Source organism: uncultured Polaribacter sp. (genome assembly GCF_947501385.1).
Lineage (GTDB): Bacteria > Bacteroidota > Bacteroidia > Flavobacteriales > Flavobacteriaceae > Polaribacter.
The window spans coordinates 62,103-85,546 of record NZ_CANMVP010000006.1 but is presented as its reverse complement, the minus strand read 5'-3'; the positions used below and the strand labels follow the sequence as shown (position 1 = coordinate 85,546).

Here is a 23,444-nt window from a genome sequence, read left to right as displayed (position 1 = left end):
GAAAAAAATAAAACGATTAATTCTTTTTAAGAATTTTCTTTTTTATAATTTAGTCGATATAATTAATTTACAAATAAAAATCTATGGAATTAAAAGACTACGTTATAATTGTATTAAAAATAATTATTGGTGTAAGTATCTTAAATGTTTGGTTGTTACAATCAAAAAAGAACACAAAATGGCGAGGTGGTAATGCTAAAACTATTATTGAAGAGTTCAAATTATACGGCCTCTCTAAATCATTTTGTTATATTATTGGCTTCTTAAAAATAAGTTTAGCGCTATTGTTATTAGCTTCCATAGCATTTGAATTTTTAACTTTGATTGCAACGATAGGTTTATCAATACTACTATTGGGATCAATAATAATGCATATTAAAATAAAAGACGAATTGTACAAATCCTTTCCTGCTTCGTTATTTTTAGTACTAAACTTGATTGTTATTTTTTTATCGATTTAGAAATATTTACTAAAAGTTTTTAGCGCTATAAATAAATTGAGTGCAGCAAAAGTAAAAGCTGGTGAAGATTTAATAAAATTATCCTTTATTTTTATTCTTACTAAGAATCCAGCAAGCATTAATAAAAATAATCCAATTGAAGATAATAGCAAGATTATTGGACTAAAATAGTACCCAATTAATAAACCAGCGGCTCCTATTAACTGAAGAACTCCAATTAACTTTCGATACATTGGTAGTCTGTATCTTTCGAATTCAGCGATAATAAATTTTGAATAAAAACAATTGATCCCAAAATAAATAAAAGCCAAACTTGAAAAATAAATTAATAGTGTGAGTAAATCCAAAGGTGTAATTTAAATTAAAGAAGTTTTTTTGTATAGTATAACAATCTCAAAAATACTAAAATATTATGATCTTTTTTGATAGAAACGATAAACTAAATTTGAGATACCATTTTCAAGAATTTACGCGTTCCAGAGCTGGCAACATCTTTAATAATTGTTAAATGATTAAAATCATTCTTGGAAATAGAAGGTTTCGGGTCTATAAAATAAATAGGTGTAGTTGGTTTTATATAATTCACCAAACTTGCTGCAGGATATACTTGCATAGAAGTACCAATAACTACTAAAATATCTGCAGTTTGTGTAATTTCTATCGCTTTATCAAGCATAGGTACCATTTCTCCGAACCACACAATATGGGGTCTTAATTGACTTCCCTTTTCACATACATCGCCTAAAACTAAATCTTTTTTCCAGGTTAAAACTTCATGTTCATTCATAGAACTTCTTACTTTTAAAAGCTCTCCATGCAAATGAATGGTATTTTTACTTCCTGCACGTTCGTGCAAATCGTCTACATTTTGCGTAATGATTTCCACTTGGAAGTCTTTTTCTAATTGAACCAAATTATAATGTGCTTCATTCGGCAAAACTTCTAACAATTGTTTTCTACGCTGATTATAAAACTCTAAAACCAACTCTGGATTTGCAGCAAAACCCTCTGGAGTGGCAACCTGCATCACATCATGTCCTTCCCACAAACCGTCTGAATCTCTAAAGGTATTAATACCACTTTCAGCAGAAATTCCTGCGCCTGTTAAAACAACTATTTTCTTCATATTTAGTAAAAATAATAATTAAATGATATGTTTGTATATATGATTGACAAAAAACTATTAAATTATCTTGAAGATTATTTAACAGCAAAACGAAAAACTTTGTTTAAAAACGTTTTAGAGAATAGAACGCGTCATTTTACGGTAGTTTTAGAAGACATTTATCAAGCCCATAATGCAAGTGCTGTTGTAAGAACTTGTGATATTTTTGGAATTCAAGATGTACATATAATTGAAAATAAATATACGAACAAAGTATCTAGACACGTGGCAAAAGGCTCTCAAAAATGGTTGAATCAATATAGGTATAGAGAAGATGGCGACAACACAAAAATGTGTTTAGAGCGTTTAAAAGCAAAAGGCTATCAAATAATTGCAACTACACCACACAACGATTCTTGTGTATTACAAGATTTTGATATTTCTAAAAAAGCGGCTTTTGTATTTGGAGTAGAAGCAGCAGGAGTTTCTGATGATGTGATAGACCATGCAGATGGTTTTTTAAAAATACCAATGGTGGGCTTTACAGAGAGTTTAAATATTTCTGTAGCGGCTGCAATTATTTTACAAGATGTCACATCAAAATTGAGAAATTCTGATGTAGATTGGCAATTATCAAACGAAGAAAAAGAAATTTTGTACCTTAATTGGGTGAAAACAACCATTAAGAATGTAGAAAAAATAGAAGAACGATATTTTCAAGAATTAAAATAAATAGAAATGAATGCTGTTGAACAATATATAAACAAGAAAGAAAAATGGCGAAAAGAACTAGAAACTTTACGAGCTATTTTTTCTGATTTACCCGTTGAAGAAACAATTAAATGGGGCGCGCCAACGTATGTTTTTCAAGGAAAAAACATCGTAGGTTTGGCTGGTTTTAAGAATTATTGTGGTTTGTGGTTCTTTCAAGGAGCATTGTTAAAAGACAAGAAAAACGTATTTGTAAATGCACAAGAAGGAAAAACCAAAGCAATGCTGCAATGGCGTTTTTACTCTTTAGAAGAAATTGATACAAACTTAATAAAAGAATACATTTTAGAAGCCATAGAAAATGTAAAATTAGGTAGAGAAATAAAATCAGACAGAACTAAAAAAGAATTGTTAATTCCTGATGAGCTTCAACAAGAATTAAATGCTAACAAAGAATTTAAAAGCAGTTTTAATACACTTTCTTTAAGTAAACAAAGAGAATATGCAGATTATATTTCTGACGCAAAAAGAGAACAGACAAAATTAAAAAGACTCGAAAAAATAATTCCACTGATTTTAAATGGCGTAGGACTGAATGATAAGTACAAGAAGTGTTAGTGTTTGTAATACCTGAAGAAGCAGAAAACTATTTCAGATAAACAAACATTTTAAAAGTTTTTAATGGATTCCTGCTTTTGCAGGAATGACAGTCTAATTAATATCAGTCAACAATCACTTTCTTAATGGTTGCCGTAGAATCGCAACGTTTTACCAATAAACTTACGTTTTTTAGTTCTTTTGTTCCTGTTATATAATATTCTGCACAAGGCTGTTTTCTCGGATTCCCTTTTCCAAAATCAACATCGCCTACATATAAAATAGTAGAAATTTTTGTAGTGTCAATATCGTATCGGAGCATCGATTTTTTAGCTTCATCAGAAAAAACACGTTCTCTAATTCTAATCGTTTTTAACGTTCTTGCATCCATACCATAATCAAAAGAAGCATTTTTCTTTTGCCAGAAAAAATATACGGCAATAGAACCTAAAGACAGGCCGACTAAATAATATCCAATTCGTTTTAAAAGCATTCTATAATTTTGAACTGCAAATTTATGGAAAAGGAGTTGTTTCTTCTGATAATATTGAAAGTTATTTTATAGAGATTTATAAATTTTTATGCTTTGTTTACTTCTTCTTATAAACAATTATAAAATCAATAAATTAATATCTCTAAAAGGCAAATCAAACCAATCTGCAACGGTTTTATTGGTTAGGATTCCGTGATAAAAATACATTCCGTTTCTTAAACTTTTATCAAACCTAGCTGTATTTTCGAAACCGCCTTCTTCAGCAATATTCAATAAATAAGGCGTAAAAATATTACTAATAGAAACGGAGGCTGTTCTTGCATATCGCGCAGGAATGTTAGGCACACAATAATGAATTACCCCGTGTTTTACAAAAGTTGGTGTACTGTGTGTGGTCACGTTTGATGTTTCGAAACAACCACCTCTATCGATACTAACATCTACAACAATAGCACCTTCTTTCATTTTTTCAATCATTTCTTCTGTTGCACAAATGGGAGATCTGTTTTTGCCTCTAATAGCTCCAATAGCAACATCACAACGCATTAATGCTTTTAAAACCGATTTTGGTTGCAAAGTTGATGTGTAAATTGGTGCGTGCAAACAGTCTTGCAATTTTCTTAACTTGCTGATAGAATTATCAAAAACTTTTACTCTGGCACCTAAACCAATGGCAGTTCTTGCGGCATATTCACCTACAGTTCCCGCTCCAAAAATCACCACACTTGTTGGCGGTACGCCACCAATATTACCAAATAATAAACCATTTCCTTTGTTAACACCACTCATTAATTCGCCAGCAATTAGTATAGAAGCGGTTCCTGCAATTTCACTTAATGATTTTACAATTGGATAGGTGTCGTGTTCATCCTTTATATAATCGAAGGCAATTGCAGTAATTCTCTTATTTGCCAAACACTCAAAATATTTTTTAGTTTGTGTTTTTAATTGCAAAGAAGAAATTAAGATTGCTTGCGGATGTATGTATTCGATTTCTAGTTCTGTTGGTGGAGCCACTTTTAAAACAATATTGCATTTAAAAGCTTCTTCAACATTGTAAGAAATTTTTGCCCCAGCATCAGAATATTCCTTGTCTGTAAAGTTTGCGCCATCTCCTGCACCAGTTTCGATAACAACTCTATGTCCGTTTGCAGTTAAAGCACCAACTGCATCTGGTGTTAAACAAACTCGTTTTTCACTTAGATATGTTTCTTTTGGTAGGCCAATAAATAATTCTCCTTTTTGTTTTTTAATTTCTAGCATTTCTTCTTGAGGAAGTAATTCTTCTTTACTAAATGGAGAAAATGGACTCATATTTTTATGATGTTAGTTTTATATTACGTTGGCCATTTTCAAGAGTTGATAAATGGATTTCAACGGATTCTAAAGGTAATAAATTTTCGACATTCTCAGGCCATTCAATAAGACACCAATTGTCATTGTATAAATACTCTTCAATTCCCATGTCTAATGCTTCTTCTTCATCTTCAATTCTATAAAAATCAAAATGAAAAATTGTCTCGTTTTTTGAAGTTTGATATTCATTTACCAAAGAGAAAGTAGGAGAGGAGATGGTATCAAAAACACCCAATTGACTGCAGATTTCTTTGATGAGTGTTGTTTTACCAACACCCATTTCTCCGTACAATAAAAGTGTTTTATTTTTTGTGGATGCAATAATTTCTGACGCAATTTCAGATAAATTTTTTAAAGAATAATTTTTATTCATGTTGCAAAAATAACAAACCTCAAAGTATTTTAATACTTGCGAGGTGTGATTTTAAATTTTTATTTCAATAATATTTTCTGACTATAAACGAATAAAAAATAATATAGATTTGTTTACTGCTAAATAAAATTACTTCTGACTATAAATCACAAAAAGTAAGATCATCACTTCTAAAGAAATTGTGTTGATATGTATTTTTACAAAAAGAGTAAAGTTATTTGAGAAAAAAAAAATAGGAATATTTTTTTTTGTAATTTAGTAAAATTAGAAATCATAAATATGCCAACACTATTTAGAGCTTTTGGTTTAAGGTTCTTTTTCTATTCTAATGAGCACATTCCCATCCACGTTCATGTAAGAAATGCAGATGGTGAAGCTAAATTTGATATTGAAACAATGGAATGGGTGAAAAATAAAGGATTAAAAAACAAAGATTTAAAACTTGCAGAATCTTTAATAGAAGAAAATAAAGATTTAATTATCAGTGCTTGGTCTAATTATTTTATATGAATTAAATTATGGAAATATCAAAAATTTGGTTTGAGAATAATAGTATTTTCTTGGAGACAAAGAAAGGAATAAAAAAATCTATGCCTTTAGAATGGTTTCCTAAATTAGAAAAATCAACAAAAAAACAACGCTTAAACTATGAGCTTTCTCCTTTTGGTATTCATTGGGAAGAAATAGATGAAGATTTAAGCTTTGAGGGATTTTTTGAATTCAAAAAAGATGATATAAAGGTTTAAAATTTATTCAATTTTAGTATTCAAGACAAAAACATGTTTTTTTGAATAAATTAAAAAAACTAAAACAAAAATGAATTTGAGCTTTACTGAAAATTACTTCGGACTATAAACCGCACAAGGAATGATTACTTCTTCTAAAGAAACACCACCATGTTGATAGGTGTTTTTAAAATATTTCACAAAATGATTAAAGTTGTTCGGATAGGCAAAAAACAAATCTTCTTTCGCAAAAATAAACGGGCTATTCATTGCTACTGTTGGTAAGAAAATGTCCTTCGGATTTCTAACTGCATATACATCTTTCTCTTCGTAGGAAAGACTTCTACCTGTTTTATAACGGAGATTAGAACTGATGTTTTTATCACCAATTACTTTGGTAGGGTTTTTACAATTAATGGTTCCATGATCTGTTGTAATAATTAATTTCTGTCCTAATTGCTGTGCTTTTTGAATGATTTCAAACAAAGGCGAATTCTTAAACCAACTTAACGTTAAACTTCTGTAGGCTTTGTCATCTCCAGCCAATTCTTTAATTACTTCCATTTCTGTTTTGGAATGTGAAAGCATATCTACAAAATTGTAAACCACGGCAGTTAAATCATTTTGTTTGGTTCCGTTGTAATTATCTGCTAAATCTTTTCCATTTTTTAAATTGGTAATTTTATAGTATTCGTGTTTAATATCAAGTCCTAAACGCTTTATTTGTGCCGATAAAAATTCATTTTCATACAAGTTCATTCCACCTTCATCAGTATCATTTTTCCAAAAACTAGGATGACGCTTTTCCATTTCTGAAGGCATCAGTCCAGAAAAAATAGCATTTCTAGCATATTGAGTTGCGGTAGGTAAGATTGAAAAATAGGTGTATTCTTCGTCCTTTTTGTAGTAATTATTAATTAGTGGTTCTAAAATTCTGTATTGGTCATATCGAAGATTATCTACCACAACCCATAAAACTCCTTGATCTTTGCATAATTCAGGAACTACATAGTCTTTAAACATAGTGTGTGAAAAGGTAGGTTTGTCATGTGCTGTTAAAAAATCTTCGTAATTTTTCTTTATAAATTTAAAAAACTGTGTATTTGCTTCTTGTTTCTGGCTTTCTAAAATTCCTAACATGCCAGGATCACTAATGTTTTCTAGTTCTAATTCCCAATGAATTAGTTTTTTATACAAGTCAATCCAATCTTCATAAGAATTTACCATCGCCAAATCCATAGAAATTTTCCGAAATTCTTGTTGGTAATTAGAAGTTGTTTTTTCAGAAACCAAACGCGAATTATCTAAATTTTTCTTCAAACTCAATAAAATCTGATTTGGGTTTACAGGCTTAATTAAGTAATCCGCAATTTTAGAACCAATGGCTTCTTCCATAATATATTCCTCTTCGCTTTTAGTAATCATTACTACGGGTAAATTGGCTTGTTTTTGTTTGATTTCAGAAAGTGTTTCCAAACCTGTTAAACCCGGCATGTTTTCATCTAAAAAAACAATGTCAAAATTTTCTTCGTCTACTAAATCAATAGCATCAGCACCATTTGTACAGGTGGTAACCTTATAATTTTTTCGTTCTAAAAAAAGAATATGTGGTTTTAACAATTCAATTTCATCATCCACCCATAAAATTTGTATACTACTCATATATTGTTTTTAGATTTTAACATGTAACGTTAAAAGTAACTATTTGTTATCCTTTCTTGCTTTTAAAAATAATAAAATATTGCCAAAAAAAATAATGTTTGTATTTTGCCATAGATTGATAAAAACTCTCTTTTGAAGAAAAAAATGCCCAACAAACTTAAAATATTGAATGATCCAATTTATGGGTTTATTCAAATACCAAATTCATTAATTTTCGATATTATAGAACATCCTTACTTTCAGCGTTTAAGAAGAATTACGCAGATGGGTTTTTCTAATTTGGTGTATCCAGGAGCAAATCATACACGTTTTCATCATGCCATTGGGTGCATGCATTTAATGCAAAAAGCAATTAGAGTGTTACGCTTTAAGCAGGTTAAAATCTCTAAAGAAGAAGAAAATGCTCTGTGCATTGCTATTTTATTGCATGATATTGGTCATGGTGCTTTTTCTCATGCATTAGAACATAGTATTGTAAGCGGCATTAGTCATGAAGAAATTTCTTTGAAATTTATGAAGAAATTAAATAAAGAATTTGCTGGAGAACTGAGTTTGGCTATCGAAATTTTTGAAGGTAAAAATACCCGCAAATTTTTATGTCAGTTGATTTCTAGTCAGTTAGATATTGATCGGTTAGATTATTTAAAACGTGACAGTTTTTATACAGGTGTAACAGAAGGAAATATTTCATCAGACCGATTAATTGCCATGATGGATGTAAAAGATGATGAATTGGTCATTGAACAAAAAGGGATTTATTCTGTAGAAAAATTTTTAATTGCTAGAAGACTAATGTATTGGCAAGTATACTTACATAAAACAGGTTTGGTGGCAGAAAATATATTGGTAAATGTTCTAAAAAGAGCAAAAGAATTGGCAGAAAACGGAGATACGCTACATGCAAGTTCTTCCTTACATTATTTTTTATACAATCAAATTTCAAAAGAAAATTTTACAAATGAAACTTTAAATATGTTCTCTAAGTTAGATGATTATGATGTGTTGTCTGCTATTAAAGAATGGGTAAACCATGAAGATAAAATTCTATCACTACTTTCAAAAATGATTGTTGATAGAAAGTTGTTGCGCATAGAAATTAGACAAGAAATATTTAAAGAAACCTATATAAAAAAGAAAAAAGATAAAGTAATTAAGAAATTAAATATTACTGAAGAGGAAGCGAATTACTTTGTGTTTCATCAAGAAATCAGCAATCAGGCCTATAATTTAAAATCGCCTATCTATATTTTAAGTAAAAAAGGAAAGCTAAAAGACATTGCAAAAGCATCAGATCAATTAAATTTACAAGCATTGACAATACCCGTTGTAAAACACTTTATTTGTTATCCAAAATAAAATGAGATTAGAGGAAACGGTATAATTTTTATATTTTTGCGGTTAATGAAATTTAAAGCACAACAAATAGCAGATATTTTAGAGGGTGATCTAGTTGGTAATCCTGAAGAAGAAGTCTCTAATCTTTCGAAGATTGAAGATGGAAAAAAAGGGTCTTTAACTTTTTTATCCAATCCTAAATACAATTCATATTTGTATTCTACAAATGCCTCAATAGCAATTGTTAATAAGAGTTTTATACTCGAAAAAAAAGTAAGAACTACCTTGATAAAGGTAGACGATGCTTATAAATCTTTTTCTAAATTATTAGAATTTTATAACGAAGTAAAAAATAACAAAGTAGGTAGAGAACAGCCTCATTTTATTGCAGCATCAGCTAAAATAGGTGAAAACGAATATATTGGTGCCTTTGCTTATATTGGAGAAAATGTACATATTGGTAAGAATGTAAAAATTTATCCGAATTCATATATTGGAGACAATACCGAAATTGGTGACAATACAACGCTGTTTTCTGGAGTAAAAATTTATTCTGAAACCATCATAGGTAAGAATTGTAAAATACATTCAGGTGCTATTATTGGTTCTGATGGTTTTGGTTTTGTACCAGATAATGAAGGAGAATACAAGGCAATTCCTCAAATTGGGAATGTAATTATAGAAGACAATGTAGATATAGGTTCAGCTTGTACCATAGACAGAGCTACGCTAGGCGCTACTATTATTAGAAAAGGAGTTAAATTAGACAATCAAATACAAATTGCGCATAATGTAGAAATTGGCAAAAACACAGTTATTGCAGCGCAAACAGGAATTGCTGGTTCTACTAAAATTGGAAAAAATTGCGTAATTGGTGGTCAAGTAGGTTTTGCTGGGCATTTAACAATTGGAAATAATATTCAAATACAAGGTCAATCTGGAATTACAAAAAACTTAAAAGATAAAGCTAAAGTACAAGGAACTCCAGCGATAAAGTATACAGATTATAGTAAATCGTATGTATATTTTAAGAATTTGCCAAAATTAGTAACAAAGATCAATCAACTAGAAAAAGAATTGAAGACTCAAAACAAAATATAATGAGTAAGAAACAGAAAACAATACAACGAGAGATCAGTTTATCTGGTGTAGGTTTACATACCGGGAATACTGTAAAAATGACTTTAAAACCTGCTCCTGTAAACCACGGTTTTGCATTTAGTAGAGTAGACTTAGAAGGTGCTCCAACTATAGAAGCAAGAGCAGAATATGTTGTAAATACACAAAGAGGTACAAATTTAGAGAAAAACGGTGTTCAAATTCAGACTTCAGAGCATGTGTTGGCTGCTGCTGTGGGTTTAGATATCGATAATTTATTAATTGAAATAGATGCTTCAGAACCTCCAATTATGGATGGTTCTTCTAAATATTTTGTAGAAGCTTTAGAAAAAGCGGGTTTGCAAGAGCAAGATGCAGATATTGAAGAATATGTGGTAAAAGAAATCATTTCTTATAAAGATGATGTATCTGGAAGTGAAATTATTTTAATGCCTTCAGAGGAATACCAAGTAACCACGATGGTAGATTTTGGAACCAAAATTTTAGGGACTCAAAATGCTACTTTAGAACGCATGTCAGATTTTAAAGAAGAAATAGCAGATGCTAGAACGTTTAGTTTCTTACATGAAATAGAAATGCTATTAGAAAATGACTTGATTAAAGGTGGAGATTTAAATAACGCCATTGTATATGTAGACAAAGAATTGTCTGATAGTACCATGCAAAAATTAAAGAAAGCCTTTAATAAAGAAAACATTACGGTAAAATCTAATGGAATTTTAGATAATCTGACTTTGCATTGGGCTAATGAAGCTGCGCGTCATAAATTATTAGATGTTATAGGAGATTTGGCTTTGGCAGGCACAAGAATCAAAGGTAAAATTATAGCAAATAAACCAGGACATTTAGTAAATACGCAGTTTGCCAAGAAATTGGCTAAAATTATTAAGTTAGAAAAGAGGAACAATGTACCGCAGTATGATCTAAATTTACCACCTTTGCTAGATATCCATCAAATTATGGATATTCTTCCTCATAGACCACCGTTTTTATTGGTTGATAGAATTATAGAATTATCTGATAAACATGTAGTTGGAATGAAAAATGTAACAATGAATGAAAATTTCTTTGTTGGTCATTTTCCAGGAGCTCCTGTGATGCCAGGTGTTTTACAAGTAGAAGCAATGGCGCAGTGTGGAGGTATTTTAGTTTTAAGTACAGTGCCAGACCCAGAAAATTACTTAACATATTTTATGAAGATGGATAATGTAAAGTTTAAACAAAAAGTGTTACCTGGAGATACTTTAATTTTTAAAGCAGAATTAATTACACCTATTAGAAGAGGAATTTGTCACATGCAAGCATACGCTTATGCAAATGGAAAGTTAGTTGCAGAAGCTGAATTAATGGCGCAAATTGCAAGAAAAAAATAGATTTATGAATCAACCGTTAGCATACGTTCATCCGCAAGCAAAAATTGCAAGAAATGTAGTTATAGAACCCTTTACAACCATTCATAATAACGTAACCATCGGTTCTGGAACTTGGATAGGATCTAATGTGACCATCATGGAAGGTGCAAGAATTGGAAAAGATTGCAAAATTTTTCCTGGAGCCGTTATTTCAGGTATTCCACAAGACTTAAAGTTTGATGATGAAGAAACTACTGTAGAAATTGGCGATAATGTTACCATTCGTGAATGTGTTACCATTAATAGAGGTACATCAGATAGAATGAAAACCAAAATTGGTGACAATTGTTTAATTATGGCGTATTGTCATATTGCGCACGATTCTTTTGTTGGAGATAATTGTATCTTTTCAAACAATTCAACTTTGGCAGGTCATGTTACTATTGGAGACAATGTTGTTTTAGCGGGCATGGTTGCCGTACATCAATTTGCTTCTGTAGGCAAACATGCGTTTGTAACTGGAGGTTCTTTGGTTAGAAAAGACGTTCCACCTTATGTAAAAGCTGCACGTGAACCCTTATCTTATGTGGGTATTAACTCTGTAGGTTTAAGAAGACGCGGGTATACTACAGAGAAAATTAGAGAAATTCAGAATATATATAGAATTTTATTCCAAAGAAATTACAATTACACTCAAGCAATTGAGATAATAGAAGCTGAAATGGAAGCAACACCAGAAAGAGACGAAATTATTCAATTTATCAAAGATTCTCATAGAGGAATCATGAAAGGATATTTTAACTCAAATTAAATTGTTAGCTTAAAAGAATACATTAAAATATTACACCTAATTAATAATTTCATAAAAATTATTATCATAAAATAAAAGCATTACAAATGGCTACAACATCAGATATAAGAAACGGATTGTGTATCAAGTACAACAACGACATTTATAAAGTAGTTGAATTTTTACATGTAAAACCAGGTAAAGGGCCTGCATTTGTAAGAACAAAATTAAAAAGTGTTACCAATGGAAAAGTAATAGACAATACATTTCCTGCAGGAAGAAAAATAGAAGATATACGTGTAGAAACCCATAAATTTCAGTATTTATACAATGAAGGGGAGACATATCATTTTATGAATGAAAAAGATTATTCTCAAATTCAATTGCAGAAAACAGCTTTAGATTCTCCAGATTTAATGAAAGAAGGTGAAATTGTAACCATTATTATCAATGCAGAAGATGACATGCCATTATCCGTTGATTTGCCTGCAAGTGTCATTCTAGAAGTAACACACACAGAACCTGGTATTAAAGGAAACACAGCCACCAATGCAACAAAACCTGCAATTGTAGAAAGCGGTGCAACGGTAAATGTCCCCTTATTTATCAATGAAGGTGATAAAATTAAAGTTGAAACTACAAAAGGTACGTATCAAGAAAGAGTAAAAGAATAGATTTTAGTTTGCAGTCGGCAGTATTCAGTTTGCAGTTCCTTAAAACCGCCGACTGAATACTGCAAACTGCTGACTGTAGACTAAGATAGCAATGAAATTTAGAAACATTCAAACATTATATCAAATAGCTTCATTAATAGATGCAGAATTTATCGGTGATGCTGATTTTGAAATTCTTGGAATCAATGAAATTCATGTTGTAGAAAGTGGAGATATTGTTTTTGTAGACCATCCCAAATATTATGATAAAGCCTTAAATTCTGAGGCAACTACTATTTTAATCAATAAAAAAGTAGCTTGTCCTGAAGGAAAAGCACTATTAATCTCAGATGATCCTTTTCGTGATTTTAATAAAATTACAACACATTTTAGTCCTTTTATAGCCTCTAAAGTAAGTATTGCAGACACTGCAATTATTGGAGAGGGAACCATCATTCAACCCAATGTTTTTATTGGCAATCATGTTACTATTGGAAAAAACTGTGTAATTCACCCGAATGTTGCTATTTATGACCATTCAATAATTGGAAACAACGTGACCATTCATGCGAATACCGTTTTAGGAGCAGATGCTTTTTATTATAAAAACAGACCAGAAGGTTTTGATAAATTACTATCTGGAGGAAGAGTTGTATTAGAAGACAACGTAGACTTGGGTGCTTCTTGTACGATTGATAAAGGTGTTACAGGAGATACAACTATTGGTAAGGGAACAAAAATAGACAATCAAGTACATGTTGGTCATGACACTGTTATTGGTGAAAAGTGTTTAATAGCTTCACAAACAGGAATTGCTGGTTGTGTAATTATCGAAGATGAAGTAACCATTTGGGGGCAGGTTGGTACAAACAGCGGAATTACAATCGGTAAAGGTGCTGTAATTTTAGGCCAAACAGGTGTTACAAAATCGGTGGCTGGAGGAAAGTCTTATTTTGGAACACCAATTGCAGAATCAAGAGAAAAATTAAAGGAAATGGCCGAAATAAAACGTTTTTTAAAAGACCAAAAAAAGAATAGTTAAATTTTAACTGTTTATAAAGAAATTAGCGACTAAGAAAAGTTAGATTTCCTTTTTTAAAAACAATCAATAAGCTATTTTTGCAATATAAATTAAATCAAACTCCATTTTATTTTCCCTTTGGGAAATGTCTGTAAAGACAATGGGATTAAAAACAAACCAATGAGTGTTTTAGTAAATAAAAATTCAAAAATTATTGTACAAGGCTTTACGGGTAGTGAAGGTACTTTTCACGCTGGTCAAATGATTGATTACGGAACCAATGTTGTAGGAGGTGTAACACCAGGTAAAGGAGGTCAAGAACATTTAGGGAAACCTGTTTTTAATACCGTAAAAGAATCTGTTGATAAAGTAGGAGCTGATACTTCAATTATTTTTGTACCACCTGCTTTTGCTGCAGATGCAATTATGGAAGCTGCAGATGCAGGAATCAAAGTAATTATTTGTATTACTGAAGGAATTCCTACCGCAGATATGGTAAAGGTAAAAGCATACATCGATAATAAAGAGTGTAGGTTAGTAGGTCCTAATTGTCCAGGAGTCATTACTCCAGACGAAGCTAAGGTTGGTATTATGCCAGGTTTTATCTTCAAAAAAGGAAAAGTTGGTATTGTTTCTAAATCAGGAACATTAACGTATGAAGCGGCAGATCAAGTTGTAAAACAAGGTTTTGGAATTACTACTGCAATTGGTATTGGAGGAGATCCTATTATTGGAACCACTACAAAAGAAGCGGTGGAATTGTTAATGAATGACAATGAAACAGAAGCAATAGTTATGATTGGCGAAATTGGTGGAAATTTAGAAGCGGAAGCTGCACAATGGATTAAAGCCGATGGAAATAGAAAGCCAGTGGTTGGTTTTATCGCTGGTCAAACTGCACCTGCTGGAAGAACTATGGGACATGCAGGAGCAATTGTAGGTGGCGCAGATGATACGGCACAAGCAAAAATGAAGATTTTAGCTGAAAACGGCGTTCACGTTGTGAGTTCACCAGCAAAAATTGGAGAAATGGTCGCAAGTGTTTTAAATAAATAAATGTATTTGTGAGTTCGATGTGTTCCGAAGCTTTGGAAAAAGAGAACTATTCAAAAATAAAATAGTAAATTCCCGCCTTAAAGCGGGAGTTTGCATTTAACAAAACAACTAAATCATAGATTATGAAATTATTAGAAAATAAATCAGCAATCATTACAGGAGCAACCAGAGGTATTGGGCGTGGTATTGCAGTAGAGTTCGCAAAACAAGGCGCTAATGTTGCTTTTACGTATAGCTCTTCTGTAGTTGCAGCAAATGCTTTAGAAGAAGAATTAAAAACATATGGAGTCTCAGCAAAGGGATATCAATCGAATGCAGCAAATTTTGATGCAGCGCAAGAATTAGCAAAAGAGGTTCATAAAGAATTTGGTGCTATTGATATTTTAGTCAACAATGCAGGAATTACAAAAGACAATTTATTACTTCGTATTTCTGAAGACGATTTTGATCAAGTCATAGAAGTAAATCTAAAATCGGTTTTTAATTTAACAAAAGCAGTAATTAGACCCATGATGAAGCAAAGAAGTGGTTCTATAATTAATATGAGTTCTATTGTTGGTTTAAAAGGAAATGCCGGTCAGGCAAACTATGCGGCCTCAAAAGCTGGTATTGTAGGGTTTTCTAAGTCTGTTGCTTTAGAGCTAGGCTCTAGAAACGTAAGAAGTAACGTAATTGCCCCTGGTTTTATAGAAACAGAAATGACGGAAAAATTAGATGAAGCTACCGTTCAATCTTGGCGAGATGGAATTCCGTTAAAAAGAGGAGGTTCTCCTCAAGACATTGCAAATGCCTGTGTCTTTTTAGCTTCAGACATGAGTTCTTATATCACAGGACAAACACTTTCTGTTGATGGAGGAATGTTAACATAATTTTATCATAGCAAGGGACTTAAGTCCCTTGTTTAAAAAAACACATTGCAAACAACAACCATTTTATATATTATCATCGCTTTGTTATTGAGTCTTTCAGTAGCATTTTTTCAATATTTTTATAAAGCGAAAAGTAAGGCGAAAATAAATAGTTTACTATTTAGTTTAAAAGCCCTCGCTCTATTTTTAGTACTTCTTTTATTTATAAACCCGAAAATAAAAACAACAAAATTAGAAAATAGCAAACCAACTTTATCTGTCTTGGTAGACGATTCTAAATCTATTTCATTTTTTAAAGAAGAAAATAATATTGAAGGTTTTGTAAATAAACTTAAAGAGAATGGCACTTTACGAGATAAATTTAATTTAGAATTTTGCTTTTTTAATAGTGATTTAAGAATTTCAGATAGCGTATCCTTCTCAGGTAACGAAACCAATATTTACAAAGCACTTTCTGAAGTTGACAAATTAAATAAAAATAAAAACGCGCCAATAATACTACTTACAGATGGTAACCAGACTATTGGTAACGATTATGAGTTTATAAATTCGAAACAAACGGTGTATCCTATTGTTTTTGGAGATACAACCAAATACCAAGATTTAAAAATTAGTCAGGTAAACGTAAATAAATACAGTTATATTAAGAACAAGTTTCCAGTAGAGGTTATTTTAAATTATGATGGAAACGAATCTGTTCAAACAAAATTTTCAATTTTTAGTCGAGGAAGCACTGTTTTCTCTAAAAGCGTACAATTTTCAAAAGACGAAAATTCTAAAATAATTACAACAAATCTAACGTCAGCAAAAGAAGGAATTAATTATTATACAGCAGCCCTTCAAAAAATAAAGAACGAAAAAAACACGAGAAATAACACCAAAAATTTCTCTGTAGAAGTAATTGATGAACAGACAAAAATAGCAATTCTTACGTCTGTTTTACATCCTGATATTGGTCTTTTTAAAAAAGCGATTGAAAGCAACAAACAGCGTTCTGTAGAAGTTTTTATGATTGATAAATTTAAAAATGAATTCAATGATTATCAATTGGTTATATTATATCAGCCAAACAATCAGTTCAATGCTATTTTTAGTAAAATTAAACAAGAAAATGCTAATTTTCTATTGGTTTCTGGAGCCAACTCAGATTGGAATTTTCTGAATAAACAGCAATTGGGTTTCTCTAAAAAAGCCCTAAATCAGACAGAGAATTATGGTGCTATTTATAACCCTTCTTTTTTAACTTTTCTACAAAAAGATATTGGTTTTAATGAATTTTCACCTTTATTGGATCAATTCGGAGAAGTTACTTTTTCGAAAGATCATCAAGATTTATTATTTCAAAGTATAAACGGAGTTCAGACACAACAACCGCTCTTATCTGTTTTAGAACAAAACAATCAGAAAACTGCGGTAATTTTTGGTGAAGGAATTTGGAAATGGAGAGCTGCCAGTTATCTAAATAGTAATTCATTCCAAGATTTTGATCAATTTTTAGGAAATTTAGTGCAATATCTTTCTTCCACTAAAAAAAGGAATCGTTTAGAGGTAAATGCAGACAACTTATATCCTGCAAATTCAATAATTCGCATTTCTGCTTTTTATACAGATAAAAATTATCAGTTTGATGCGAGAGCATCCTTAGAAATTACGGTAACTAATAAAGAAACAAAAGAAATTACAAAGCTTCCTTTCTCATTAATAAACAATTCTTATCAAATAGCAATAGAAAACCTTATCTCAGGTGAATATGACTTTAAAGTCGCGGTCTTAGGACAGAATATTACCAAATATGGTAGTTTTAAAATAACGGATTATGAAATTGAAGAGCAATTTACACACGCAAATGTGAACAAATTAAAAAAATTAGCTTTAAAAACAGGAGGGAAGCTATATCATAAGAATCAGACTGAAAGTTTAATGCAAGATTTAATAAATAATACATCTTATTATACCACACAGAAACCAATTGTTAAAGAACAGAATTTAATAGATTGGAAATGGATTTTATTTTTTGTAATTGGTTTATTTACAACAGAATGGTTCATTAGAAAATACTATGGAAAAATTTAGCATATAATCAATCAATTTTTTTATGTTTATTTTGCATCCTTTTATTAAATTAATCGTCTTCTTTAAAAAATATGGGACACAGCCATCATCATGATACTTCATCAAAAAATATAGGAACCGCTTTCTTTCTGAATTTATTTTTTACCATGGTTGAATTTGTTGGAGGTTTTTATACCAATAGCTTGGCAATTACTTCTGATGCAATTCATGATTTAGGAGACAGTATCAGTTTGGGAATGGCTTGGTATTTTCAAAAAATATCAAAGAAAAAAGCAACACAAACATATTCTTATGGTTTTAAACGATTTTCGCTATTAGGAGCCATTATAAATTCAGTAATTCTATTAATAGGATCAATTTTTATCATTTCTGAAGCGATTCCTAGAATTATGAGCCCACAAGCTTCAGATGCAAAAGGCATGATGTGGTTTGCGCTTTTAGGTATTATTGTAAACGGAGCAGCTGTTTTAAAATTAAAAAGCGGAACTTCTATTAATGAACGTGTGGTTTCTTTGCATTTATTAGAAGATGTTTTAGGTTGGGTTGCAGTACTAATTGCTAGCATTGTGATGCAATTTTGGGACCTTCCTGTTTTAGACCCTATTTTATCAATTTTAATTGGGCTCTTTATTTTGTACAATGTTTTTAAAAACGGAAAAGAAAGTATTCGAATTATTTTACAAGGCGCACCAATGGAGCTTTCTGTAGAGGAAATTCAAACAAAAATCCTTCAACATAAAGGTGTAAAAGGTATTCATGATTGTCATTTATGGTCTATGGACGGTGAATATAATGTGTTCACAGCACATTTAATTGTTGAAGAGCTACTGAATCCAAAAGAAGATACATCATTAAAAAAAGAAATTAGAAATATTTTGCACGATGATTTTGGTTTAGAACACATAACATTAGAATTAGAACTTTCTCATGAAGATTGTGAGTATATAGATTGCGTTTCCTAAAGTTAAGTCGTAAATTTGAATGAATTTAAAATAATTTACAAATGGCAAATAATCAAATGGATATAAAATTCCCAAAAAGTGGCGTTTTTTTCATAATAATAGCAGTTATAGCAATTATATTAATCTCAAAATCTACCATAACAATCGGTCCTGGTGAAGGAGGTGTTATTTTTGAGTCTTTAGGAGATGGTATTGATACTGAAAAAACATACGGAGAAGGTTTTCATATTGTTGCACCTTGGAATAGAATGATTGTAAGAAAAGTACGTCAGCAATCTATTTCAGATGAAATGAATGTACTTTCAGTGAATGGATTAGAAGTTAAAGTAAACGGAACCATTTGGTATGAGCCAGAGTTTGCTAACTTAGGAAAATTAATTAAGACGAAAGGGCAAGATTATGAGCGAGAATTGTTAGATCCAGCCATTAATGCTGCGGCAAGAAGTGTGGTAGGACGTTACACACCAGAACAATTGTATTCTAGTAAAAGAGATGTTATTGAACAAGAAATTCTAGAAGAAGTTCAAAATGTTTTAAAAGATCAATATTTATCTGTAACACGTGTTTTAGTAGAAGATGTTAAGTTACCAAGTACTATTAGAATTGCGATTGAAACAAAATTAAAACAAGAGCAAGAGTCTCTAGAATACGAGTTTCGAATTTCTAAAGCAAAAAAAGAAGCTGAAAGACAAAAAATTGATGCGGAAGGAAAAGCAATTGCGAATAAGATTTTAAGTGCTTCTTTAACTGACAAAATTTTACAGGAGAAAGGAATAGATGCAACCTTAGAATTGTCTAAGTCACCTAATAGTAAAGTAATTGTAATTGGTTCAGGAAAAAATGGCCTACCGATTATTTTAGGAAATCAATAAGAACACAATACATTGAAATATAAAAATCCAGCATTTGCTGGATTTTTTTTGTTTCAAACTTTTTAAACGTATTTGCTAAAATTATGTTAAACAAAAAATATACTGTAACTAATTAAAGATGCAGTCGTCATATAGATGTAAATAAAATAGAAATACACAGATGATAATATCAACCGAAACCACCAACAAAGAGACTAAAAAAATAGCCATTGTAATGTCTAAAAGAATGACTTGGAACTCCAGGAGAAAGTATAACTATAAATACATTACAACCGTATTTTAGTTATTAATTAGTTAGTTTTTAATAGTTGATGAAGGTCAGGAACCAAGTTTCTGGCCTTTTTCAATATTATTAATTTTTTACAGGAATTTTATTGCGCTCTATTTTACCGTTTTTTAAAGCCTTGTAGTTTTCATAACAGTCTAAAACTGCTTCAATCATTTGTAAATCTGACGCTTTTTTAATAAAATAAGCAGAGTAGTTGCAATCGGTTAACAATTCAGAAAGCTCTTGTCTATCCATCTCTAAATACTCCATCATAACTTCTCTATCAAATTTACCAGCAAGCATTTTACGTAAGTTGTCTTCTTTCTTTAGTGTTTGCAACTTTTGAAGTTGTTTCGGTTTTTTTCCGAAGAGATTGTACAAGAAATCTACGGGTTGAAATAAGGCTGCAATAGGTGAGGAGAAGTTTTTGCTTCTAGGCTTGCCAACTTCGTAGGTTTGAGGTAATCCATTGATATGAATTCTTGTAAACCGATCTTTTGGTACTTGTTTTACATCCACTTCTAAAACTCCTATTAGTTTTGTAGATTTTATAACTATTTCTCTTACTTCTTCTGGTTTTTCATACAAAGCTATTTCTAATTCATTTCCTTTCAATAAATCGTTTGTAACTTTTAATTTGATGGATTCATAACCTAAATAAGATACTAAAATAGTATCATTAACTCTTGTTGGCAGTTCAAAAAAACCTTTATCATTTGTAATGGTTCCTTTTACGGTATTTAAATTTAGTATATGTGCTGCACTTAAAACTTTATTGTTTTCAGCATGTATTACCTGTCCTTTAAGAACTGTAATCGCTAATGAATCGGTTTGAGAAAACGTGCCTAAAGTAGCTAATAAGCACAAAATAAATATCAATCTTTGCATACTGCAATATTACAGATATTACATTATAATTTGGTTAATTATTTGTGAAAGAAATAAAAAATAAAAAAGTGCGCACGAGAAGATTCGAACTTCCACGTTCTTACGAACACAGCCCCCTCAAGGCTGCGCGTCTACCAATTTCGCCACGTGCGCAAAAAATTTTAAAGAAAAATGGTTAAGCGTTCGCTTAACCATTTTAGTGACCGGGCTGGGGCTCGAACCCAGGACCCTCTCCTTAAAAGGGAGATGCTCTACCAACTGAGCTACCAGGTCCTTTTCTTAAATCGGTTGCAAATATACTATCAATCATTCAAATTATTGGTATAATTTTTAAATTATTTTATAGATATTTGTTGAAATTCAAATAAAATGAAAATTATTCTTTTAGGGTATATGGCATCAGGTAAATCTACTATTGGTAACGCACTTTCTAAAAAGCTGAATATGAATTTTATAGACTTAGATGACTACATTTCTAAGCATGAAAAGTGTAGTATTCCAGAAATTTTTAAAACCAAAGGAGAAATTTATTTTAGACGCATTGAAAATAAATATTTAAAAGAAATTCTAAATTCTAAAGATAATTTTATACTTTCTTTGGGTGGAGGAACACCTTGCTATGCAAATAATATGGAACTGATGCATAACTCTGAAGCAACCTCTATTTATGTAAAAGCAAGTATTACTACTTTGGTGACAAGATTAATTAAAGAAAAAAGTAAAAGACCATTGGTTGCAGCTTTAGAAGATGAGCAAATAACAGAATTTGTGGCCAAACATCTTTTTGAAAGAAGATTCTTTTATGAACAAGCCAAAATAGTTTTAAATACTGAACATAAATCTGTAGATAGTATTGTTACAGAATTGAGAATTGCATTACACTAAATAAGCAATTGCTTCTTTTTTATGAAACTCTACTTGTACGTGTTCTTTAATAGACGTGGATAGAGAAATGCCTTTAAAATCTGCTTTTACAGGATATTTTTTATGATTTCTATTAACAAGAACAGCCGTTTTAAATCGTTTTAAGGGTACCTCTAAAAAATGCTTTATTCCATAAATTAAAGTAGTACCAGAATTTAGAACGTCATCAACCAAAACTAAAGGTTTGTTTTTATAATTTTCAACAGATATAGATGTTGTAATAGGTAGCAAAGGCTTTTTCTTATCGATCATTACTTCACAAAGCAATACATTTAAAGTAGAAATTTCTTCTAAAGCACTCGCTATTTTTTTTGCAAATGTATATCCATTCCCAATAATACCAGCAATAATTACCTCTTTTTCAGAACTATTGCTTTCGTAGATTTGGTACGCAATTCGTTTAATTTTCTGATGAATCTGCGTGTTGTCTAAAATAATGTTGTTTGTTGTGATCATAAATCTTCGGTTGTATCTTCTTGATAATTGTCTAAATCTCTTCTGTCTTTCTTCGTAGGCCTTCCAATGCCTTTTTTCCGATAGTAATCTTTTGCAAATTTTAAAAGTGCTGTTTTTTCAAACTCATCTTTTGGTGTGACATCTTTTCTAAATTGATCTACCAATTTAGCACCAACTCTACTTTCTGGTATCCCTAACACTTTAAATTGATACTTAATTTGATTCTTTCTTACCAATAGTATTTCACCACCAAAAATCTCTTTAGAGGGTTTTAAATTACTTCCTGCTATTTTTACTTGGCCTTTTTTACAAGCTGTTGTGGCGATACTTCTCGTTTTAAAAACGCGAATGCACCATAAATATTTATCAATCCTCATAAAAAAAGTTAAAATATAATGTTTGTCTTTTTACAAAGGTATAAAAATGGTAAATTGCAAGCTTAAATTTTAAGATTAAATGAATAAAATAAAAAATATTTTTTTGCTACTACTTTTGGGAATAATAGTAATTTATTCTTGTGATGATGATAGCAGAGCTTTTGTAAACCCATTTGTAGATATAGATCACGAAGCTTTAGCTATTTCTGATGATGATACGTTGGTGAATTTTCTGAAAAACCATTACTACGATAAAGATTTAGACTCGGTAAAACCATTAATTTCTGGAAAAACACCTATTTACGATGACGAGCCAAACCTTAAAATTATGGATGCAAAAAGAAATGATATAGATTATAAACTTTACGTTTATAGTATATCAAAAGGAGATCCTTCTCCTGACGTTGATAAAGGTGAACCTTCTATTTCTGATTCTATTTTTGCTAAATATTCTGGTCAGGCTATTTTGTCTACAAATGAATTAAGTTCAGAATTTGATAGAAATACAAGCGGAGCGTGGTTTACCTATAATACATTAGCTGTTAGAGGATGGTCTTATGGGTTTATGAATTTTAAAGGTGGCTATTTAAAAAAGGAATCAAATGGAGATCCTTTTAACGGGCCTATAACCTATTTAAATGGCGGTAAAGGTATTTTGTTTATTCCATCAGGTTTGGCATATACGTCTATTGTTCTAAATAATCAAAATTCTCCTTTAGTCAATCAAAATCTAATGTTTTATATAGAGCTACTAGATTTTGTAAAAGATACAGACCATGATAACGATGGTGTACCCTCTTATTTAGAAGACGCGAATGGTGACGGTGATTTAGAAAACGATTTTAGTGATCCAAGCAACCCTACATTTCCAGATTATCGAAACCCGAATATTAATTAAATGTAATACTTTTATATAAAAAAAAGGCTCTTGAGAAATCAAGAGCCT

At 30.9% G+C, this 23,444-nt stretch carries 28 protein-coding genes and 2 tRNA genes; 19 read left to right on the top strand and 11 right to left on the bottom strand.

What is annotated here, in order from left to right; translation table 11 throughout:
- Positions 1-83: 83 nt before the first annotated feature.
- Positions 84-461, top strand: a complete 378-nt coding sequence (locus tag Q0998_RS05645; protein WP_299667399.1) for a DoxX family protein — start codon at positions 84-86, stop codon at positions 459-461.
- On the opposite strand, the gene Q0998_RS05640 is transcribed toward Q0998_RS05645, so the two are convergent.
- Entirely contained in the window at positions 458-808 is a 351-nt protein-coding gene (locus Q0998_RS05640) for a DoxX family protein (protein ID WP_299667396.1), read from the bottom strand. The genes Q0998_RS05645 and Q0998_RS05640 overlap by 4 nt on opposite strands.
- A gap of 92 nt (positions 809-900) precedes the next feature.
- A complete protein-coding gene (locus tag Q0998_RS05635) occupies positions 901-1,587 on the bottom strand; it encodes an NAD-dependent deacylase (protein ID WP_299667394.1) in 687 nt (228 codons plus the stop codon).
- Positions 1,588-1,626: 39 nt separating this feature from the next.
- On the opposite strand from Q0998_RS05635, the gene Q0998_RS05630 reads away from it, so the two are divergent.
- Together Q0998_RS05630 and Q0998_RS05625 are read left to right on the top strand one after the other, a co-directional pair.
- Positions 1,627-2,298, top strand: a complete 672-nt coding sequence (locus Q0998_RS05630; protein ID WP_299667391.1) for an RNA methyltransferase — start codon at positions 1,627-1,629, stop codon at positions 2,296-2,298.
- Positions 2,299-2,304: 6 nt separating this feature from the next.
- Positions 2,305-2,895: a DUF1801 domain-containing protein gene (locus Q0998_RS05625; RefSeq protein ID WP_299667388.1), complete on the top strand. Its 591-nt coding sequence runs from the start codon at positions 2,305-2,307 to the stop codon at positions 2,893-2,895.
- Between the two features lie 103 nt (positions 2,896-2,998).
- On the opposite strand, the gene Q0998_RS05620 is transcribed toward Q0998_RS05625, so the two are convergent.
- From Q0998_RS05620 to tsaE, 3 genes are all read right to left on the bottom strand, one after another.
- Entirely contained in the window at positions 2,999-3,367 is a 369-nt protein-coding gene (locus Q0998_RS05620; protein WP_299667385.1) for a DUF4258 domain-containing protein, read from the bottom strand.
- Between the two features lie 117 nt (positions 3,368-3,484).
- A complete protein-coding gene (locus Q0998_RS05615) occupies positions 3,485-4,681 on the bottom strand; it encodes an alanine dehydrogenase (protein WP_299667383.1) in 1,197 nt (398 codons plus the stop codon).
- A 4-nt stretch (positions 4,682-4,685) separates the two neighbouring features.
- Positions 4,686-5,096, bottom strand: coding sequence for a tRNA (adenosine(37)-N6)-threonylcarbamoyltransferase complex ATPase subunit type 1 TsaE (tsaE, locus tag Q0998_RS05610; RefSeq protein WP_299667380.1), 411 nt, complete (start codon positions 5,094-5,096; stop codon positions 4,686-4,688).
- 279 nt (positions 5,097-5,375) lie between these two features.
- Here tsaE and Q0998_RS05605 point away from each other — a divergent pair, with 279 nt between their 5' ends.
- Together Q0998_RS05605 and Q0998_RS05600 are read left to right on the top strand one after the other, a co-directional pair.
- Positions 5,376-5,606, top strand: coding sequence for a DUF4160 domain-containing protein (locus Q0998_RS05605; protein WP_299667377.1), 231 nt, complete (start codon positions 5,376-5,378; stop codon positions 5,604-5,606).
- A gap of 8 nt (positions 5,607-5,614) precedes the next feature.
- Positions 5,615-5,842, top strand: a complete 228-nt coding sequence (locus tag Q0998_RS05600; protein WP_299667374.1) for a DUF2442 domain-containing protein — start codon at positions 5,615-5,617, stop codon at positions 5,840-5,842.
- Between the two features lie 93 nt (positions 5,843-5,935).
- On the opposite strand, the gene Q0998_RS05595 is transcribed toward Q0998_RS05600, so the two are convergent.
- Positions 5,936-7,483, bottom strand: a complete 1,548-nt coding sequence (locus Q0998_RS05595; RefSeq protein ID WP_299667372.1) for a bifunctional response regulator/alkaline phosphatase family protein — start codon at positions 7,481-7,483, stop codon at positions 5,936-5,938.
- A 144-nt stretch (positions 7,484-7,627) separates the two neighbouring features.
- Between Q0998_RS05595 and Q0998_RS05590 the strand changes: the two genes are divergently transcribed.
- The 12 genes from Q0998_RS05590 (at position 7,628) to Q0998_RS05535 (ending at position 19,868) form a co-directional block, all read left to right on the top strand.
- A complete protein-coding gene (locus tag Q0998_RS05590) occupies positions 7,628-8,839 on the top strand; it encodes an HD domain-containing protein (protein ID WP_299667369.1) in 1,212 nt (403 codons plus the stop codon).
- A 45-nt stretch (positions 8,840-8,884) separates the two neighbouring features.
- Positions 8,885-9,919 (top strand): UDP-3-O-(3-hydroxymyristoyl)glucosamine N-acyltransferase, encoded by a 1,035-nt coding sequence (gene lpxD / locus Q0998_RS05585; protein WP_299667366.1) that lies wholly within the window; start codon positions 8,885-8,887, stop codon positions 9,917-9,919.
- Positions 9,919-11,310 (top strand): bifunctional UDP-3-O-[3-hydroxymyristoyl] N-acetylglucosamine deacetylase/3-hydroxyacyl-ACP dehydratase, encoded by a 1,392-nt coding sequence (locus tag Q0998_RS05580; RefSeq protein ID WP_299667363.1) that lies wholly within the window; start codon positions 9,919-9,921, stop codon positions 11,308-11,310. Before lpxD ends, Q0998_RS05580 begins: the two co-directional genes overlap by 1 nt.
- Positions 11,311-11,314: 4 nt before the next feature.
- Positions 11,315-12,100, top strand: coding sequence for an acyl-ACP--UDP-N-acetylglucosamine O-acyltransferase (gene lpxA / locus Q0998_RS05575; protein WP_299667360.1), 786 nt, complete (start codon positions 11,315-11,317; stop codon positions 12,098-12,100).
- A gap of 86 nt (positions 12,101-12,186) precedes the next feature.
- Positions 12,187-12,753, top strand: coding sequence for an elongation factor P (gene efp, locus Q0998_RS05570; protein WP_299667357.1), 567 nt, complete (start codon positions 12,187-12,189; stop codon positions 12,751-12,753).
- Positions 12,754-12,844: 91 nt separating this feature from the next.
- Positions 12,845-13,774, top strand: a complete 930-nt coding sequence (locus tag Q0998_RS05565) for a UDP-3-O-(3-hydroxymyristoyl)glucosamine N-acyltransferase (protein ID WP_299667354.1) — start codon at positions 12,845-12,847, stop codon at positions 13,772-13,774.
- Positions 13,775-13,933: 159 nt separating this feature from the next.
- Complete coding sequence (gene sucD, locus Q0998_RS05560) at positions 13,934-14,809, top strand: succinate--CoA ligase subunit alpha (RefSeq protein WP_299667351.1); 876 nt, start codon at positions 13,934-13,936, stop codon at positions 14,807-14,809.
- Positions 14,810-14,931: 122 nt separating this feature from the next.
- Positions 14,932-15,678 carry a 3-oxoacyl-[acyl-carrier-protein] reductase gene (gene fabG, locus Q0998_RS05555; protein WP_299667348.1) on the top strand — a complete coding sequence of 249 codons (747 nt, stop codon included), beginning with the start codon at positions 14,932-14,934 and terminating at the stop codon, positions 15,676-15,678.
- Between the two features lie 45 nt (positions 15,679-15,723).
- A complete protein-coding gene (locus Q0998_RS05550; protein ID WP_299667346.1) occupies positions 15,724-17,751 on the top strand; it encodes a VWA domain-containing protein in 2,028 nt (675 codons plus the stop codon).
- A gap of 71 nt (positions 17,752-17,822) precedes the next feature.
- Positions 17,823-18,713 carry a cation diffusion facilitator family transporter gene (locus Q0998_RS05545; RefSeq protein ID WP_299667344.1) on the top strand — a complete coding sequence of 297 codons (891 nt, stop codon included), beginning with the start codon at positions 17,823-17,825 and terminating at the stop codon, positions 18,711-18,713.
- Positions 18,714-18,754: 41 nt separating this feature from the next.
- A complete protein-coding gene (locus tag Q0998_RS05540; protein ID WP_299667342.1) occupies positions 18,755-19,585 on the top strand; it encodes a prohibitin family protein in 831 nt (276 codons plus the stop codon).
- Positions 19,586-19,745: 160 nt separating this feature from the next.
- Positions 19,746-19,868, top strand: coding sequence for a hypothetical protein (locus tag Q0998_RS05535; RefSeq protein ID WP_299667339.1), 123 nt, complete (start codon positions 19,746-19,748; stop codon positions 19,866-19,868).
- A gap of 69 nt (positions 19,869-19,937) precedes the next feature.
- Here the strand turns inward: Q0998_RS05535 and Q0998_RS05530 are convergent, their stop codons facing one another.
- The 3 genes from Q0998_RS05530 to Q0998_RS05520 form a co-directional block, all read right to left on the bottom strand.
- A complete protein-coding gene (locus Q0998_RS05530; protein ID WP_299667337.1) occupies positions 19,938-20,741 on the bottom strand; it encodes a carboxypeptidase-like regulatory domain-containing protein in 804 nt (267 codons plus the stop codon).
- Between the two features lie 69 nt (positions 20,742-20,810).
- Positions 20,811-20,894: transfer RNA gene (locus Q0998_RS05525), tRNA-Leu, on the bottom strand.
- 47 nt (positions 20,895-20,941) lie between these two features.
- A tRNA-Lys gene (locus Q0998_RS05520) sits at positions 20,942-21,014 on the bottom strand.
- 96 nt (positions 21,015-21,110) lie between these two features.
- Between Q0998_RS05520 and Q0998_RS05515 the strand changes: the two genes are divergently transcribed.
- Positions 21,111-21,626 carry a shikimate kinase gene (locus Q0998_RS05515; RefSeq protein ID WP_299667335.1) on the top strand — a complete coding sequence of 172 codons (516 nt, stop codon included), beginning with the start codon at positions 21,111-21,113 and terminating at the stop codon, positions 21,624-21,626.
- Here Q0998_RS05515 and Q0998_RS05510 read toward each other — a convergent pair.
- Complete coding sequence (locus Q0998_RS05510; protein ID WP_299667333.1) at positions 21,618-22,121, bottom strand: phosphoribosyltransferase domain-containing protein; 504 nt, start codon at positions 22,119-22,121, stop codon at positions 21,618-21,620. The two genes, Q0998_RS05515 and Q0998_RS05510, sit on opposite strands and share 9 nt — an antisense overlap.
- Positions 22,118-22,498, bottom strand: a complete 381-nt coding sequence (locus Q0998_RS05505) for a S4 domain-containing protein (RefSeq protein ID WP_299667331.1) — start codon at positions 22,496-22,498, stop codon at positions 22,118-22,120. Before Q0998_RS05505 ends, Q0998_RS05510 begins: the two co-directional genes overlap by 4 nt.
- Before the next feature lie 79 nt (positions 22,499-22,577).
- Here Q0998_RS05505 and Q0998_RS05500 point away from each other — a divergent pair, with 79 nt between their 5' ends.
- The gene (locus Q0998_RS05500; RefSeq protein ID WP_299667330.1) at positions 22,578-23,396 is read left to right on the top strand and encodes a peptidylprolyl isomerase; all 819 of its coding nucleotides are present in this window, start codon (positions 22,578-22,580) and stop codon (positions 23,394-23,396) included.
- The last annotated feature ends 48 nt before the right edge of the window (positions 23,397-23,444 follow it).